Annotated in this window: 16 protein-coding genes; 7 read left to right on the forward strand and 9 right to left on the reverse strand. The window is 35.4% G+C overall.

Going from position 1 to position 17,839, the window contains the following annotated elements:
* Positions 1 to 88 precede the first annotated feature (88 nt).
* From glp to IJF99_RS06895, 3 genes are read left to right on the forward strand one after another with little or no spacing between them, the layout of a single operon-like run.
* Positions 89 to 1,312: a gephyrin-like molybdotransferase Glp gene (gene glp / locus IJF99_RS06885; protein WP_292793460.1), complete on the forward strand. Its 1,224-nt coding sequence runs from the start codon at positions 89 to 91 to the stop codon at positions 1,310 to 1,312.
* A gap of 27 nt (positions 1,313 to 1,339) precedes the next feature.
* Positions 1,340 to 1,801 (forward strand): GyrI-like domain-containing protein, encoded by a 462-nt coding sequence (locus IJF99_RS06890; protein ID WP_292793462.1) that lies wholly within the window; start codon positions 1,340 to 1,342, stop codon positions 1,799 to 1,801.
* 8 nt (positions 1,802 to 1,809) lie between these two features.
* The gene (locus tag IJF99_RS06895; protein WP_292793465.1) at positions 1,810 to 2,061 is read left to right on the forward strand and encodes a hypothetical protein; all 252 of its coding nucleotides are present in this window, start codon (positions 1,810 to 1,812) and stop codon (positions 2,059 to 2,061) included.
* 14 nt (positions 2,062 to 2,075) lie between these two features.
* Here IJF99_RS06895 and IJF99_RS06900 read toward each other — a convergent pair whose 3' ends face one another.
* Genes IJF99_RS06900 through hypD form a run of 3 tightly spaced genes read right to left on the reverse strand, consistent with a single transcriptional unit; the run spans position 2,076 to position 5,143 of the window.
* Positions 2,076 to 3,383 (reverse strand): TldD/PmbA family protein, encoded by a 1,308-nt coding sequence (locus tag IJF99_RS06900; RefSeq protein ID WP_292793467.1) that lies wholly within the window; start codon positions 3,381 to 3,383, stop codon positions 2,076 to 2,078.
* A 7-nt stretch (positions 3,384 to 3,390) separates the two neighbouring features.
* Complete coding sequence (locus IJF99_RS06905) at positions 3,391 to 4,095, reverse strand: phosphoglycolate phosphatase (protein ID WP_292793469.1); 705 nt, start codon at positions 4,093 to 4,095, stop codon at positions 3,391 to 3,393.
* A gap of 1 nt (position 4,096) precedes the next feature.
* Positions 4,097 to 5,143 carry a hydrogenase formation protein HypD gene (hypD, locus tag IJF99_RS06910; RefSeq protein ID WP_292793551.1) on the reverse strand — a complete coding sequence of 349 codons (1,047 nt, stop codon included), beginning with the start codon at positions 5,141 to 5,143 and terminating at the stop codon, positions 4,097 to 4,099.
* A 79-nt stretch (positions 5,144 to 5,222) separates the two neighbouring features.
* On the opposite strand from hypD, the gene IJF99_RS06915 reads away from it, so the two are divergent.
* From IJF99_RS06915 to IJF99_RS06930, 4 genes are read left to right on the forward strand one after another with little or no spacing between them, the layout of a single operon-like run.
* A complete protein-coding gene (locus tag IJF99_RS06915) occupies positions 5,223 to 6,890 on the forward strand; it encodes a glycosyltransferase (RefSeq protein WP_292793471.1) in 1,668 nt (555 codons plus the stop codon).
* Between the two features lie 3 nt (positions 6,891 to 6,893).
* Entirely contained in the window at positions 6,894 to 7,931 is a 1,038-nt protein-coding gene (locus tag IJF99_RS06920) for an N-acetylneuraminate synthase family protein (RefSeq protein ID WP_292793473.1), read from the forward strand.
* A 13-nt stretch (positions 7,932 to 7,944) separates the two neighbouring features.
* Complete coding sequence (locus IJF99_RS06925; protein WP_292793476.1) at positions 7,945 to 9,360, forward strand: sialyltransferase; 1,416 nt, start codon at positions 7,945 to 7,947, stop codon at positions 9,358 to 9,360.
* A complete protein-coding gene (locus IJF99_RS06930; protein ID WP_292793479.1) occupies positions 9,353 to 10,789 on the forward strand; it encodes a polysaccharide biosynthesis C-terminal domain-containing protein in 1,437 nt (478 codons plus the stop codon). The genes IJF99_RS06925 and IJF99_RS06930 overlap by 8 nt, the downstream gene beginning before the upstream one ends.
* Here IJF99_RS06930 and IJF99_RS06935 read toward each other — a convergent pair.
* The 6 genes from IJF99_RS06935 to IJF99_RS06960 all read right to left on the reverse strand — a co-directional run bounded on the left by IJF99_RS06935 (position 10,786) and on the right by IJF99_RS06960 (position 17,772).
* Positions 10,786 to 11,277, reverse strand: coding sequence for an acyltransferase (locus tag IJF99_RS06935; protein ID WP_292793481.1), 492 nt, complete (start codon positions 11,275 to 11,277; stop codon positions 10,786 to 10,788). The two genes, IJF99_RS06930 and IJF99_RS06935, sit on opposite strands and share 4 nt — an antisense overlap.
* An 18-nt stretch (positions 11,278 to 11,295) precedes the next feature.
* Positions 11,296 to 12,822, reverse strand: coding sequence for an NERD domain-containing protein (locus tag IJF99_RS06940; protein WP_292793483.1), 1,527 nt, complete (start codon positions 12,820 to 12,822; stop codon positions 11,296 to 11,298).
* Between the two features lie 62 nt (positions 12,823 to 12,884).
* The gene (locus IJF99_RS06945; RefSeq protein WP_292793485.1) at positions 12,885 to 14,057 is read right to left on the reverse strand and encodes a glycosyltransferase; all 1,173 of its coding nucleotides are present in this window, start codon (positions 14,055 to 14,057) and stop codon (positions 12,885 to 12,887) included.
* A gap of 1 nt (position 14,058) precedes the next feature.
* Positions 14,059 to 15,630, reverse strand: a complete 1,572-nt coding sequence (locus IJF99_RS06950; RefSeq protein WP_292793488.1) for a glycosyltransferase family 39 protein — start codon at positions 15,628 to 15,630, stop codon at positions 14,059 to 14,061.
* Between the two features lie 37 nt (positions 15,631 to 15,667).
* Positions 15,668 to 16,513, reverse strand: coding sequence for a UbiA family prenyltransferase (locus tag IJF99_RS06955; RefSeq protein WP_292793491.1), 846 nt, complete (start codon positions 16,511 to 16,513; stop codon positions 15,668 to 15,670).
* On the reverse strand, positions 16,510 to 17,772 hold the full coding sequence (locus IJF99_RS06960) for a glycosyltransferase (protein WP_292793494.1): 1,263 nt from the start codon (positions 17,770 to 17,772) through the stop codon (positions 16,510 to 16,512). Before IJF99_RS06960 ends, IJF99_RS06955 begins: the two co-directional genes overlap by 4 nt.
* Positions 17,773 to 17,839: the final 67 nt, after the last annotated feature.

The raw sequence follows: 17,839 nt of genomic DNA on the forward strand, positions 1-17,839 counted from the left end.
ATTATAATTCTTCCATTAGATTAAATTATTTATATTTATATCAATATATTATATATTAATTTATTGGATTTTATTATTTTGTGATAGTATGGGAACTGAATTTTTAAAAATTAAGGAATGTGATGAAGCTATTGATATCATTCAAAATTTATTTGATGAAAATCTAAAATCTGAAAGTGAAGAAATCCCAGTTGATGAGGCTTACGGCAGAATATTGTTTGAAGACGTCTACTCTCGAATGGATTTTCCTCCTTTTGATAAGGCGCTGAAAGACGGCTTTGCAATACTTTCAAGCGATAGTTTCGGTGCATCTGAAGAGTCTCCGAATACTCTGGAAGTCATTGACTTTTTGGAAGCCGGCGCAACCACAGACAAGAAAGTCGAGAAGGGCAGATGCATTGAAATCAGTACAGGCGCTGCAATGCCTGAAGGTGCTGATGCAGTGGTCATGGTCGAATATGCGGAAAAATTCGACGATAAAGTTAACCTGCTGACAACTGCAACCCCCACACAGGACGTTGCAAAAAAAGGCTCCGACATTGAGGAAGGTAACCTGATTCTTGAAAAAGGCGATTTCTTGAATCCCGGAAAGATTGGCGTTTTGCTCTCACAGGGTTTTGAAACCATTGAAGTTTACAAAAAACCTAGTGTAGGCATACTTTCGTCAGGAAATGAAATTACTCTTCAAGGTGAAGAGTTAAAATACGGAAAAATCTATGATGTCAATGGCGGAATGATTAAAAACGATGCCATTTCATGTGGTGCCGATGCAAAATTTTTAGGCGTTATGAGAGACGACTATGATGAGGTAAAGGAAAAGATAACAGACTCATTAAAAGAGGTGGATGTATTGTTCTGTTCTGGAGGAACATCTGCCGGTTTAGGCGATGTCTTGAAGCATGTTTTGGATGAATTGGGAGAGGTTCATATCCATGGAATATCTGTTCAACCGGGAAAACCAACCATCGTCGGAGTTATTGACGGCAAGATTGTCATTGGTCTTCCGGGCAATCCCGTATCAGCATTAATGATATTCAATGCATTTGTGGCAGAACCATTAACAAAATTGGCCGGAATAGAGAAAGACTTTGAAATGAAAGTCGTTAAAGGTAAAATCACAAAAAGAATCCACTCACAGGTTGGTAGAATGCAATATCAGTTGGTTAAAGTCGATGGTAGCAATATCCAACCGATATTTAAAGATTCAGGAGCAATATTTTCCCTATCCACTGCTGACGGATATGTGAAAATTCCAAAATTGGTCGAGCTTGTTGATGAGGGTGAAGAAGTAGAAGTTTATTTATTCAATTAAGATTATAATTTTAAGTAGGTGTAAAAAATGGATTATGATGTAAAAGTAATTCCAGAACAAAAATTAGCGGTAATCAATTGCAAAACTCCAATTGAAGATTTGGAAATATTTCTTAACATATTAATGGAATGGGTGGAAACTGAAGAGATTATGACTGATGGAGATCCATTCATTGTTTATTTCTCACCAAGACATGAAGTAAATCAGGGTGATGTTGTTTATGATGTCAGCATTCCGCTCAAAGAGGATGCTGATGAAACCGACAGAATTCGTGTTGTCGATATGATAGAAAACAAGGTTTTGGCAGGCACACACTTCGGCCCGACCGATACAATCATGGACACTTACGCCGAATTGGTTAAAATCTCTCAAGCTAACCATTATGATATCATCGGATCACCTAAAGAGGTTTTGATTAAAGGTTTCCATAATTGCGATAATCCCGATGAGTATATAACTGAAATTCAATTGCCTATCATTGAAATGTAGGTGGAATTATGGCTAAAAAAGAGGAATATGATTTAGAAAAAGAAGTTGAAAGATTGTCCCGCCAATCAAAAATCAACATGAACCAGTCTGAATATTCTTTTAATAAACGTTTAAAAAGACTAGAAAAGGACATTGAAAAAATAATGGATGATAAAGTTAAATTATTCGATGAAAATAAAAGATTGACTGAAGATTATTTGACAATTGAAAATGACACATCCACAATTGACAGATATAGAGAAAAATTGAAGAAAATCTAATTTTTCTCCTTTTTTTATTGTCCGACGACCCTTAAACTATGAACCAGTAATTTAGGAATGATGTATGAGCCATATTGTTTTATTTCAGATTTTAAACCTTCAACGTCTTTCATGATTTCAAAGATATTTCCGGAAATCATGGCCTTATTGATAGGGTCACTTATTTCACCATTTTCTATTTTAAAAGCGTTGCTTGCCTCCACTGAAAAATCACCTGAAATAGGATTTGCGGTATGGGCTCCCAACACGCTGGTTGTCAGAACGCCGCTGCCGATTTCTCCCAAATCCTTCATTTCGCTGAATTCAAATTCAAGATTTGTTGGTGAAATCATAGGTGTGGTCAAATAGGAACCTCTAAGCCCGTTTGATGTGCTTTTGACCCCTTCACAATTTGCGGTGTAAATGTCATAGATAAAGGAGTTCAAAATTCCGTCTTTGATTAGGTCGGTTTTTTTAGATGCTGTTCCCTCATCATCACATTTTGAGGTAAACATTCCTTTATCAAGCAGAGGGTTGTCAATGATGGATAGTGAGGCATTTGCGATTTCCTCACCCAACTTATCTTTTAGGATGGATCTTCCCCTCATTACATTTTCACCGTTAAACGCACTCATGAATGTTGACAGCAATCCTGTTGCGGCATAATAATCAAGCACAACATCATAGTCTCCAGTTTCAACAGGTTTTGTGTTAAGTGAACTTTTGGCCAGATCACAGACTTCATTTGCCAGTTTTTCACCGTCGATATCTAAAAACCTTGAACTTTCCGAATTGTATGCGGTAGCAATCTCCCCATCTTTCTGCAGGGTTACGGATAATCCTAAACCAAATCCAGTTCCCTCATTTTTGATTGAAACTCCATTCGAATTCACAATCAATGATTTGCCCGCGCTGGCGCTGAAACCGGAACCGGTAACCTCACATCCGGATTCAACAGCAACATCTATTGTGCCTTTCAATAATTCAACGGATTCATCAAGGCTCAAATCATTAAATTTATTATCATAAACCTTTTTAACTTCGCTTACTTTTTCCACTTCGGCAAATGCGTAATTTTCATCAACTTTTGTCAGTTTTGTGTTTTCAATTGCTTTTAGGGCTGTTTGTGTTGCTTGTTCCATATTGGAGGTAAATGCAAAGCCTTGTCTGTTGTCTTTGATTACCCTTACTCCAACACCTAATTCAATTTCTTCTTTTGCAAAGTTCAATTCATCCTTAAGCGAATCTAATTGGATGATTTTTGATTCATCAATGTAGATTTCGTAAGCGTCGCATTTGCTTTGAATTGTTTTTTTCACATCTTCTGCAATTTCATATATCATATTATCACTAAAGGGCAAATTTTTCAATAGCTTCGGCCACACCGTCCCCAAAGAAGTTTTCACAGACGTAGGTACTCATTTCCTTTAATTTGTCGTCGGCATTTCCAACAGCTATTTTATATCCAACCTCTTTTAGGAAATCCTCATCGTTCTGGCTGTCTCCGATTGCCATTACATTTTCCATGTTTATTCCGTTTCTTTCACATAGATATTTGAGTGAAGTTCCTTTATTAACTCTTTTATCTGTAATGTGAAGTGCAAAACCGCTGTCGTAGATTTCAAGCTGGTCCAAATATTTGAAATCTTCCAGTGCGTCTTCCAATTCTTTTTTGTCAATTGTTTTGTAGAATACTGTTTCGGTTAATCTGTACATGTTGTCATGGGAAGCGTGTTTGTCGAATTTGTCAGCCAGTTTTTCTTTTAAGTGGTCTTCAGCAGATGTTACAAAGTCTCTTTCGACCATGGTTTCAACGGCATTGTTGTTTTCACCTTCTTTAAATACGATTCCTCCATTTTCTGCAACCAGTCCTCCGCTACATCCTATCAGCACTTCTGCGGCATATGCATAGTTAACCACATTTCCGGTCACAATTATTGTGGGGATTCCTGCCGCTTCAGCTTTTCTTAAGGCTTCGATGGCGGATATGCAGATTTGTCTTTTTTCGTCGGTTATTGTCCCGTCTATGTCTACTGCTATTGCTTCAATTGTCATTTTATCCTCTTGAATATCTGTGCGCAATGTTGCATGTTCCTTCCTTACTTACCATGCATGCTCCGATTGGGTGTAACGGGTTGCATGCTTTTCTGAACAGCTTGCAGTCTTCAGGTCTTGCAAGGCCTCTTAGAATAGGTCCGCAGATACATCCTTTTGGAGCTTCATTAACATCCTTAACTTCAATATCATATTTTTCACGGGCATTGAAGTCGCTGAATTCCTTTTTAACTTCCAAAATGGAATTAGGTATTTTTGGAAATCCTCTCCATTCCCTTGATGTCACATCAAAGACCTGTTCAATCATGTCTGTTGCGATTACATTTCCTTCTTCTTTCACTGCTCTTTTGTATTCGTTTTCAATTTTCGGTGTTTCGTTTTTCATTTGTCTTAAAATCATATAAACTGACATCAATATGTCCAATGGATTGAATCCTGCCACAGCTTGCGGAATTCCGTAATCGGTTGAGAAATATTCGAATGGTTTGGTACCAATAATGGTGCAGACATGTCCTGGCTGAATCAGTGCGTTCAATGTTGTCTCTCCAGAGTTGATTAAAAAATCAATTGCAGGTGGAATTAAACGATGACATGAGAGCACTGAAAAGTTTTCAGGAGGTGTTGCAAGCAGTTCCGCTGCAGTTGTAGGAGCGGTAGTTTCAAAACCTGCTGAAATAAAAGCAACATCATTATCCACTTTTTCAGCTATCTCAATAGCCCTGTTGATTCCATAAACTACTCTGACGTCTCCACCTTCAGCTTTTGCATCTGCAAGGGACCTTTCTGAGCCCGGAACTCTTAGCATATCTCCAAAGGTGGTTATTGTAACTCCCTTGTCAATGAGTTCCAATGCTTCGTCAATTTCACGTGATGGAACGACACAAACAGGACAGCCTGGTCCTGCAATGATTTCTACTTCCTCAGGAAGCAGGCTTCTAATCCCATTTTCCATAATTGTGTGTTCGTGGGATCCACAAACGTGCATTATTTTAACGGGTGTTGATAATTCGTTAATTTTATCTATTAATTTTTTTGACATTTCTTTCATACTCATTGTAACACCGAAGATTTAATATTATATCATTACTATATTTAATATTGTATTAATTAAATTTTATGGGATAGTTATGTATAACAATAATAAAATTTTGGTAGTTATTCCTGCAAGGGGAGGTTCAAAGGGAATTCCCCGTAAAAACATCCGTTTATTGGATAACAAGCCTTTAATTTCATATTCCATTGGCATTGCAAAGTCATCAGAATATGTTGATGATATTGTGGTAACTACTGATGATTCTGAAATTGCATTGCTATCGGAAAAGTTTGGAGCAAGTGTAATAAGGCGTTCTGAAGAACTATCTGGGGATGAAGTTCCACTCGATCCGGTTATATATGATGCATTAGTGAAAAAAGAAAAATTGGCCTTAGACGAGTATGATATTGTAATTACGCTACAGCCAACTTCACCATTATTAAAACCGTCAACTTTAGACAAGGCTATTGAGAAATTTGAAGATTTTGGCGTTGATAGCGTTCTTTCAGTTGTGGATGATAGGCATTTGAGCTGGGGATATGATGAGAATAATGACAGTTATTTCCCAAATTACATAGAAAGGAAAAACAGACAATTCTTGCCTAAGGATTTCAGGGAAACCGGAGCTATACTTGCCAGCCGCAGACAGTTTGTAAATGAGATGTCCCGTCTTGGAACCAATATCGATTTGATTGAAGTGTCCCGTGAGGAAAGTGTGGACATCGACAATTATGAGGATTGGTGGATTGCTGAAAATTATCTGCAAAAGAAAAAAATAGCCATTGTTGTCAATGCTTATGATGAGATTGGAACCAGCTATATTTATCGATGTTTATCAATTGCTTCAAGATTGATTTTCCATGATGTCTTATTTTTGCTTGATGAGGCTCATCAGCTTGGAATCGACATCATAGAAAATTATAACTATCCGTTACAGCTTTATGATGGAAAGGATGATTTAGTAAATAAATTAAGAGAATATTCCCCTCAAATTGTTATCAATGACATTCTGGATACTTCAGAGGAATATATTTCCATTTTAAAAGAGGAAGGATATTTCGTTGTCAATTTTGAGGATTTGGGTGCTGGTACTAAAGTGGCGGATGTTGTTTTTGATGCATTATATGAGCATGAAATTGGTCAGCAAAGCAATATTTTCACAGGGTACAAGTACTATGTTTTAAGAGATGAGTTCTACTTCCAGCCTCACAAGATTATCACACAAAAAGTAAACAATGTTCTAATTGCCTTCAGCGGCAATGACCAGAATAACCTAACTGAAAAGGTTCTTGAATCTATTCTATCAACTAATTTTGATGGAAGAATTAATGTTGTTGTGGGAGTAGGTTATGATGATGTTGAAGGGCTGGTTGAGAAGTATGAATATAATCCGGCTATTCAGATTTATAAGAATGTTCCAAATATCAGTGAATTCATGTTTAAAGCTGATGTTGTATTTACTTCAGCGGGAAAGACAATGTATGAGATTTGCTCACTAGGAGTTCCGACAATTTGCTTATGTAAGGATGAACGTGAAATCACCCATGTCTTTGCAAATGAGAGCAATGGTTTTATTAATATGGGATTGGGTGAAGCTATTGAAAGGCAGGACATAATTGAAACATTCATTAAAGTAGTTAATGATTATGAATTAAGAGTTGAAATGAATAAGAAAATGTTGGCCATAGATTTAAAAAACGGCTTTGAGAACGTTTGGTCTGTTATTAGCGAGGAATACAGGAAATTTTTATTAAAGAGGTAGTGAATGAATATATTTAATAGATATCCTTATTTGATTGCCGATATTGATGTTAACTTTTATGACATTGCCGGAAAGGAAGGCATGTCAGATATGGCTGCTGCAAAATTCATGATTGATGAAGCAAAGGAATGCGGCATAGATGCGGTTAAATTTCAGTCATTCAAAACAGAAACATTAATATCAAAAAATTACCCAAACGATTTGAAATTATCTGAAACACCCGCTTCATATAAAAAATTTGATAAGTTCGGTGTTGGAGAGTATAGGGAGCTTGCCGAGTATTGTCAACAGATAGGAATCAAATTTTTATCAACTCCCTTTGATTTTGAGTCTGCAGATTACTTGGATGAGTTTATGGATATTTATAAAATATCATCTTCAGATTTAACAAATATTCCTTTCATTAAACATATAGCAAGTAAAAATAAGCCTATTATACTTTCAACAGGAGCCGCCACATTGAACGAAATCAAGCAGGCTGTAAATGCTATTGAAGAAGTTTCTACTGTGGATATTGCGATTATGCATTCTGTATCATCCTACCCTACTGAATATGAGGATGCAAATCTGTTAATGATTAAGGATTTAGTTAAAAATTTTCCAGGTTATGAAATAGGCTATTCTGACAACACTAAGCCAGATAAGGACATGGTGGTCTTAACAACTGCTTATAATTATGGTGCACGCATTCTAGAAAAACCTTTTACTACTGATAAGAATTTGTCAGGCAATGCCCATTGCTATTCAATGGATCCTGATGATGTCATCAAATTAAAATGGAATTTATTGTTTTTATCTAAAATTAATGGTATGAGAAATAAGCAGCCGGTTATCTGTGAATCTTCATCAAGACGTTATGCAAGAAGGTCAATTGTTGCAATCAGAGACATTAAAAAGGGAGAAGCTATATCTGCCGATGATTTGACTTTCAAACGTCCTGGAACTGGAATTTCTCCATCAAGAATAGGTGAAATTATTGGAAAAACAGTTAAAGATGATATTCTGGAAGATACTCTGCTTGATTTTGATATGGTTGAATGATTTTGGTGTTTAAATGACAGTAAGCGTTAAAGAAATTTGTGAAGTACTTTTTGATTTGGAAGAAAAGTATGATCTAAACTATCAGGAAATTCAGGGCTGTTTCGCATGGCAGATGATGAGATTCTCTGTTTATCTTGAGCTTACAAAGAAATTAGGCATTTTTGGTGCAGTTCAACAAAGACAACTATCTCTTTTTGATAAAGTCAAATCATTCATCCCCTTTTTAAAAAATAGTTTGCTTTTCAATCCCCTCAGCGGAAATTATACAAAGGATATTCTGATTTTTGACCATCCTAGAAAAGTGATTTTCGAAGATGAATTTGTTGATATCTACAGTTATTTTATAGTTGACTTTATTAAGGGCAATTATTCATTTGAAGTGTTGGAATCAACATATTTCAATGAACATTTTACCAAAAGGCAGGATTATATTAAATACCTAGATAGGATTGAATTGGGTTCATATATTTATAAGAAACGCAATAAGCTCGAATTCACTCCTTCAGAAAAAAAATTAATAAATGACATCAAGATGGAGCTTAAGAATGCATTTGATGTGGATGTCGATATTGAGAGCATATTGACAAGGAAAATTCTAAATTTCCAATATGATTATGAGATGTATACTGAATTGTTTAAAAAAAGAAATCCTAAAATGGTTTTTGTAGTGGTGGCTTATCTAAATCAGGCTATTGTTGCGGCTGCAAAAGACTTGGGGATTGATGCAATTGAATTGCAACATGGAACAATTTCAGATTATCATTTAGGTTATTCATATCCTCCAAAAACAAGAAAAAGAGGAGAAATTGTATATTTCCCAAATAAGATATTTTCTTTTGGAGATTATTGGATAAATGATGAAACATCCCCAATATCCAAGCAAAATGTCATTCCTATCGGATTTCCATATTTTGAAGTCCAATCTAAGGATTTTATCAATATTAAACCTCATGATAATCAAATATTATTCATATCCCAGGGAGCTATAGGCAAATATCTGTCAAAATTGGCATATGAATTCGCATGTGAAATGAAGGATTTCAAAATTGTCTATAAATTACATTCTGGGGAATACGAAACCTGGAGGGAAAATTATCCATATCTTTTGAATGATTTGGAAAATTTTGAAGTGATTGACAATAGTGAAATTCCATTATATCAGTTATTTGCAGAATCCAGTTATCAAGTTGGGGCATTTTCAACGGCCATCTACGAAGGCTTGATGTTTAATTGCAAAACATTCATTGTTGATGTTCCGGGTATAGAGCATATCTCAGATTTAATTGACAATGGTTATGTATGCAAAATCACTGATAGCGCCGATTTGATTGGTATGTTGGACACATTCTCTCCAAAGGATTATGATAAAGATTTCTTTTTCAAAAATTTTGACACCTCTCTATTTAATGAGGTGATTGACAATGAATGAGTATGCCAATTTCATAAAGAGGATTGGGGTAGTGGGTATTGCAAATATATTGATCTCCCTAAGTGGATTGATATTTATTCCAATTATTACAAAAAGTTTCTCGACTGCCGATTATGGGGTTTGGGCACAGGTCAATACATTTGTCTCATTGATTCCAAATTTTGTCAATTTGGGTCTTCCATATACAATGGTTAGGTTTTTATCGGCTGAAAAGGACCCTGCTATTATCAGACAATCCTTTTATTCAATGTTGCTGTTAGTTTTAGCTTCAACATTAATCATGAGCGCAGTATTTCTAATATTCTCAAATCAGATTGCCGCTGCATTGTTTGATGGAAGCATGCAAATAATGTATATTGTTATTGCAATGTCATTTTTCGCATGTTTGGATGTTATGCTGTTAAGCTATTTCAGAACATTCCAGCAAATACTTATCTATTCAACATTTTTAGTATTGCAGACTTATATCGGAGTGGTATTCAGCATTATCTTAACTTGGATGCATCAGCCTATTGATATAGTTATTTTAGGACGTTTCTTCGGATTCTTCTTCGTATTTGTTGCAATGGCTATTCTAATTGTACGGGAATTGGGAATCACTACAAAATTCAAGAGTTTGAAGGAGGAATTGAAATTCGCCATTCCGACAGTTCCGAATAGTGTCTCTTCATGGGTAGTGGATTCAAGCGACAAATTAGTAATAGGTGTTTTCCTCGGTTCTGCAGCAGTAGGATGCTATTCTCCGGGTTATGCATTGGGGAATCTTCTTATAATGTTTTTAACTCCATTTGCAGTGTTGCTTCCTGCAGTGTTGCCGGAATATTATGAAAAAGGGGACATGGCTACGGTCAATACATTTTTAACCTATTCCATGAAATATTATCTTTTAATTACTATTCCTGCATGTGTCGGCATAAGTTTGCTTTCAAAACCTCTGCTGTATATGTTGACCACAACCATTATTGCGGACAACGGTTTTATGATAACTCCAGTAGTTGCACTTGGAGCAGTATTTATGGGAATTTATGGAATTGTTAACAATATCATCATTTTAGAGAAAAGAACAACAATTTTAGCACATATATGGATTGCAGTAGCAATTCTAAACGTTGTTTTAAATATCTTGGCCGTGCCGTATATTGGAATTTATGGTGCAGGTCTTACAACTTTGCTTTGCTATTTCTTTGCATTTGCAGTAACTCTAATTTATTCCAAAAAATATGCTAGCTTGCCTTTTGATTATAAATCAATTGTTAAAATAATAGTGTCATCAGTTATTATGGGCATTTTTGTATTCATTGCTAATCCAACAGGAATCATTAATATCTTAATTGTTATTGCTGTTGCCGCAGTGATTTACTTTGTAGCCCTGATTCTATTAAAAGGAATAGATAAAAAAGAAGTTGATTTGATCAAAAGCATGATTTAATGGAATTTGCCTTCTTTTTTCAATTTTTCGTAGTGGTCAATATCACGATATTTGAATACCTTTGCAGGATGCCCTCCAGCTATTCCATATTTTTCAATGTCTTTGACTACGGTACTTCCGGCCTGGATTATCGCTCCTTCTCCAATTCTTACGCCTGGAAGTATTGTAACGCGATTTCCCAGCCATACGTTATCTTCAATAATCACGTCTTTGGAGATGATGGTGTCATCATATGGAATCGCATTTCCTTTATCGTAATTGTGGATGCTTGTGATTATCATGCACTCGATGCCTGAATGGAAATTGTCCCCGATGATTACATTGCCTTTTCCTTGAATTTTCATTCCATTAAAATTAACATTATTGCCTAAAGTGGTATTTGGCGTAACATAGCTTTCACCATTTACCTTAAGGTTATTCCCATAGCTTTTTGCAACCTTTTGGCATCTATGCAGATAAAATTTTTTCTTAAATTTGTCAAAAATCATGTTATCTAAAAAAAGAAATTAAATTTCTGCAGAACAGTCTGCAGAATATTTACTGAGTAAAACAGCGCATTTGTCAATAGTCTCTTGGTCTAACTTAATAGTGCTGGTTTTGATTTGATTTAATAATTCTTCAATGAATAAATCTTCATCAGTAAGAGGCATATTTATAACAACGACTTCGTTGTTAATAAATCCGACTAATGGTTCAACAAAGCAATTTCTGATGTTGTTTTCATTTAAGAAGTTAATCAAATCTTCTCCTAGAGACAATGCTTTTTGTTTTATTTTGTTGTCCTGTGAAAATTTGGCTTGTTTAGTTGTGTATCTGAATCTTCTTTCGGATCCGTAGTTTGGAATTTCTTCCATCTTCTCTTCATTATTATCAGTAGCACCAATCATATTCAGGTTTTCATTTTCGGATTCTAACCTGAGTTTAGGATTGTATTTTTGTGATAATAAAGCATAGATTCCAGTCGGACCGACAACTACGTGGTTAATACCGGAAGAAGCAGTTGGAAGTTTAAGATTATAGAAAACATAGTATTCATCAGAAAGGGTTAACAAATGTTCTCTGATAATTCTTGTTCTTTCTTCAACCTGTTTAACATCTCTTGTCTTGTAAATTCCATAACATAATAAAATTACACCAACAAACAATGCAATGATACCTATACCGCTGTTGATAAGCAATATTTCAATAACACTCATTATAAATATCAAACCGCCGATAATTAGGATGGTGTTGTTCATATTCAAGCCGCTCACATCAAGTTCATCAGCTTCTTTAAGGGAAGTTTTGCTTGGCACCAGATCATCTTCCCCAGGCTCTTTCATATTTAGTTTACTCAAGAAACCTTCGGATGAATCCTGTTTATCAGTATTCGGATAATATACATTCATTCCTTTAAAGAATTCGTTTTTAAGGAACTCTTTTAAAATATCATAATCGTCTGTTTTTGGAATAGCAAACTCTTTCCCGAATTTAGATAAAACAGTATCTGGAATTGTTGTTCTAGCGGTTTTGCCTGAATTTTCCTCTTCAAGTTCTTGTTCACGTTTTTCGGTGTCAGCAATTTGCAGCATATGTTCTTCTGAAAAGAAATCACCGATTTTTTCAGTAAATGACTTCAAAGAGCGTTCAGGTTCTTCATTTGTTAATTCTTCAGATGTTGGTTTGTTTACTTGTGAGTTTTCTCTAATGGTTTCAAGCTCTTTTTTCCTTTCTTCAAGATATTTATCTAATTCCTTGTTCATTTCATCATCTAAATATCTCAAAGAGCCTCCGCAACTATCACATTCATAATCAAGTATGCTGTCGCTACTTTTAATTTTATATTTTAATCCACAATCTTCACACTGGACGATATATGAATTACTATTCCTGAATGTGTCTGTAAAGAGGGAATTTTTCTTAGTTTCGCCATCAGCATAGTTTTCTAAGTATTCTAAGTCCCCTGCACATGAAGAACACTCAAATGTTGTGATATCGTCATCATCATCGAGTTGGTATTTTGCACCACAGTTCTTACAGCATACAACTTTCATTCTTATCCTCTTAAAATTGCTTTTATGATATTACTTTTTTATTTCTATTATTATATATGTTTCTAATATCCATCAATGCAATTTTTATAAATGCCTTCAATTTGCTTTGAAACCTTATTCCAATCATATTCATTCTCTATTAATTCTCGTCCTGTTTTTCCGAATTTTTCACATAGTTTTTCATCATTTAAGAGTGTTTTCATGCATTCGGATAAGTCTTCTTCATCAAATTCACATGTTAAGCCCACATTATCCTTTACCCATGTATGAATATGATTGTTTTTTGTTAAAATAAGAGGCTTTGAACATGCCATGGCTTCAAGCCCGCTGGTTGTAAATGATTCGTATCTGGAAGGCATGACAAAAATGTCGCAATCAGTTAAGGCTTCGATCTTATCTTTTCCGGTTAAAACTCCTGGGAATATGACTTTGTCGCTTAAACCATACTTCTCAATTTGCTTTTCAAGCTCATCCTTAAACCCGTAGTCTCCTCCGACAATCGCCAATTTCACGTTTTCATTTTTGATTTGGCTGAAACTGTCGATTAACAAATCGAGTCCTTTTATTTTGTGGATTCTTCCTAAAAATAAGATTAATTTTTCATTTTCATTAATTCCATACTTTGTTTTAAAATTGCCCTTATCCGGCAAGTTTTTGTATTCATCCAGGTTTATTCCCAAAGGGACTATCTCGATTCTATCTTCGCCAACCCCCATTTTCGAATATTGTTCCTTTTCGATTTCAGTCAGGGCAAAGACTTTCGATGCGTCATATAATATGTCAAATCCCCAAAGCTTATCGAAAATTTCTTTCAGCTGTTCTTTTTGGAAGAAAGGCAGCACTGATCCGTGAGCTTGCAGAACGTATGGAATGTTATTCTTTTCAGCATATCTGTGGGTTGCAATGGCCAGGGAGTGCCTGTGTTCATGAATGTGTATTATATCAAAATCAGCAATGCTTTTTCTAAGATAATTAACTGAACTGAGCGGGGTATCGATTGTCAGTTTGTTTTTAACAGTGTTTGAGATGTTTTTAAAGTAGAATACTTTAATTCCGTCAACGTCAACATTGTAATTGTTATCAAATTTCAGTCTCTCATTACAGCTGTCAGTGGTATAAACAGTAACGTCATGTCCATTTTCCACTTGCTTTTTTGCAATTTGATAGGATGCGTTCACAACCCCTCCATGTGAAAAACAGGGGGCGAATGAAGGCACTACATGTAAAATTTTCATTTTAAACACTTTTTTCATATATATAGACATTGTTAATATTTTTTATTTCAGTATAATTTGTCACATTAGTCAGTACCTTGTTCGATATATAGTAAGTGGCGTTGCTTCCATCGATAATGTCTTCGGCGTCGCTTTCTATTGCCAGAAGATTTCCTCCCAGCCACCAGTTGAACGCCCTTACGTTGTACACTCCGATAGAGATGTTTTCATAATCGGGGTTATTGTCGATAATGTAATGGGAAACATCTTCCACTGTTTTAAATTCGTCTGTTGGTTCAAATGTATATGTGAATGCGAAAGCCTGAACCATAAACAAGACAATCAGAACAATCGGCATTACATTTTTGTTGATTTTCAGATGTTTATTGATAGTGTCGATTGAAAGCAGAACAAAGTATATTGCGGCCGGGAATATCGGCAGCATATATCTGTTCACCTTTATTGTGTAATAACTGAAGAATATGATATTTGAAAATATCCATGCAAGCATGAAATATTCTGTTTTGTTTTCGCTGTCTTTTCCCATAAAGTAAAGGCCAATCAAAACAAGAAGTGTTGTAACAACGGAACTTATTCTTGTAAAACTTATTATCGCCCCTATAAAAAATGCAAGTGGGATAATGTCTTTTTTTTCAACATTCCTTCTGTGTTCAAATATCCATAATCCCATTCCAATTATCAATATCGCCATCACTGCCCAAGCTAGCGGGGTGGGACTTTCCAAAATTGGATTTCCGTCGATGACGGTATGGAAATTTGAGATGAAATTAATGAAATTGGCCGCATAGTAACTTACATTTGTATTATAGGCGGGATCGTTCTGTGAGCCTTGAGCTCCACTAAATCCGTCAGAAATCTGAGTTCCCGCAGCGAAATGCCCATTTCCCATTATCATTATTGCAGATAAGGTAATGATCATCAAGAGAACCCCTATTCCTATTCCCTTTGCGATGTATTTCAAGTCATTTTTATCAATTTCAAATCCTTTTTCATAAACATAATAAAGTGCGATGGCGGGCAAGGTCAATAAGATTGTGTATCTTGTAAAAACCCCCAATACAACGAATATTATCGCATATTGGTAAAATTTGGGATTATCATCAATTGCAATAACTGCAAGTAATACTATCCAGATTATCATTGACACTGCAGGAATATCCAAAGTTCCGTTAGCCAGCCATGTGAGGTACAGTGTTAATGAGCAGTACATTACAGTGCCTGTCAGGCTCAGATTTTCATCAAAATATCTTTTAAGCAGCAAGTAAAAACCGATATTTCCGAAAACCGCAAAGGCTCCAGTCACTATATAGATTGCCTGCTTATCCACGAATCCCAAGTCAAAGAATATTGAGGTCAAAAAGCAAATCAGCGGAGATAAATATATTGTTCCTGTTGATCTGATGTTTGTCCCGGTATAGTAAAGGGCATTCAAAAGATAGACATACACATCGGAACAGTAAATTCCAAGATTATCATTGAAATTAATGTAGTATCCAACAAGAATAATGCTATAAATCAGAATAAATAGCAGATAATATTTGTCTTTTTGCTTTATATTGAATTGCTCAAACATCGTTACTATTTTTCTTTATAAATTTATTTAAATATTATCAGATAATTGACCCCAGTGCAAAGGATAGGAAAGCTATCAACATTCCGATTTTCAAAAATTTAGACGATTTGTGCGCTGTAGCTTCATCTTGTGATTTTAAAATTAAAACTGCGGAATAAATAAATAATATCACTGCGATTGCAATTATGGCCAGGTACAATATTCCAAAAATATGATAAATGAATAATAAAGGGCATAACGCACAGTCAACAACGATAAGAATGGCGGCAAGCATCGCAGGGATTTTTTTACCTATCATGATAGGTAAAGTCCTGGCGCCGTCTTTTTTATCCCCTTCCACATCTTCAATATCCTTGACAATCTCACGTGCAGTTGTCATTACAAAGGCAAAGAATCCTAAAAATATGGAGGTAGTTATGATATCTGGATTGTTTATGGTGAATCCTCCAAAAACAAATCCGAAACCTGTCATGAATCCCACAGCCAGGTTTCCAATTAATGGAGTTGTTTTCAATTTATATGCATATAGATAAAGAATAGCATCAGCAATTAAAACAATAATAAACGGAATCCAATTTGAGGTCAGATAACTGATTAAAAATCCGCACACTGTTCCTGCGAAAAATAGGAAATATGCATAATTCTTTCCATTCTTAAGGGAAATTCTTCCAGATGGTATAGGCCTTTCAGGCTTATTGATCAAATCAATCTTGTAATCAAAATAATCATTAATAACATTTCCGGCAGCGGTTTCAAAAAATACTGCAATCATCGCAAGAATAATAGGTATGCTGATTGTTCTGTCGATAATGGCCACCAAGATTATTGAAATCGCTCCCATTAAAGCATTTCCCGGTCTTAAAATTTCTATATATGGATTCATATAACTTCCTCAAGGATTTTTGAAAAATTCATTGCAGTGTTTTTAAGAGAATAGTTTTCTGCAAATTCATTTCCGCTATATTTTAGCTCGTTTTTATTATATTTAGTGTAATAATCATAAATAGCTTTTTTGCATTCTTCAACATTGGACACATGATATCCAATATTTGTCTCATCGATCAAATCTTTAAGAGAGCCTTCCCTGTATCCTATTGACAGGACAGGTTTTTTACAGCCCATGCAATCATAGATTTTTCCGGGGATGAACATTTTTTCCGATTCGTTCATCCATGAGATTAACAGTAAGACATCCGAATTCATTTGCCGTTTGAGAACTTCATTTTGAGTAATCTTCCCATGAATCATGACATTGTTCTCGATACCGTACTTCTGTGAAAGTTCCCGGAGATTTGTGGTTTCCCCATAAAAGTCGACAGAGATTTCATCACTGCCCACTTTATTTTCTCCAATCAGCTGACTGATGGCATCGAATAATATTGAAGGGTCTCTTTTCCCGTTGTAAAGTGATCCCGCATAAATCAGCGTCAATTTTTCACTTTTGCTTGTTTGTTCTATCTTTTCAAAGTCTTGCGGGTCATAACCTGATACGACTGAAACGATTTTCTTGTTCGGATGTATGGTTTGCAGGGTCTGCTTTGCAAGTGATGTGGTTGTTGCAAGGGCGTCAACGCTTTCGAATGTCTGCATTTCCAATCTCTTTTCAAAATGCTTTCTAATGACATTATGTTGTATATACGGATTCAGATTCCACAAATCCCTCAAATCGGCCACCCATGGAATATCATATTTTTCCTTTAAATCATGGGCAATTAAATGTGAAGTGACTGGAGAAGAAGTTGACAATATCGCATCAACCTTTTCATTTTCGATAATCTCGCTGGCCGCTTCAATTGCAGGTTCTTTCCAATATTTTGCACCGTCAGGATATGCAAAAAGTTCTCCTGCAACAGATATTGACTTGGAGATAAGTTTATTTGTCTGGTCTCGGCTGCTCACTTCCCGTTTTCTGCCTGTGGTGGTGGATTTGCGCATAAATTTTGATATCATGTCCTGATAATCGGTTTCGATAACTCTTACATTATCTATTTCAACGGTCTCGTTGGATGTTCTCGGCACAATCACGATTGGTTGCCAACCGAATGAGGGCAGGTATTTTGAAACACCCCTTATTCTCTTTGATGCAATTCCAGTATCATGATTGTAATTAAATGCGATATATAGGACTTTTTTCATTTTCATATCATAAAATTCCTTATTCATTTTAAAATAATCTAATAATTAATTCTTTGGTTAAAATACAATAAAC

It is taken from the genome of Methanobrevibacter sp. (genome assembly GCF_017406825.1).
Lineage (GTDB): Archaea > Methanobacteriota > Methanobacteria > Methanobacteriales > Methanobacteriaceae > Methanocatella.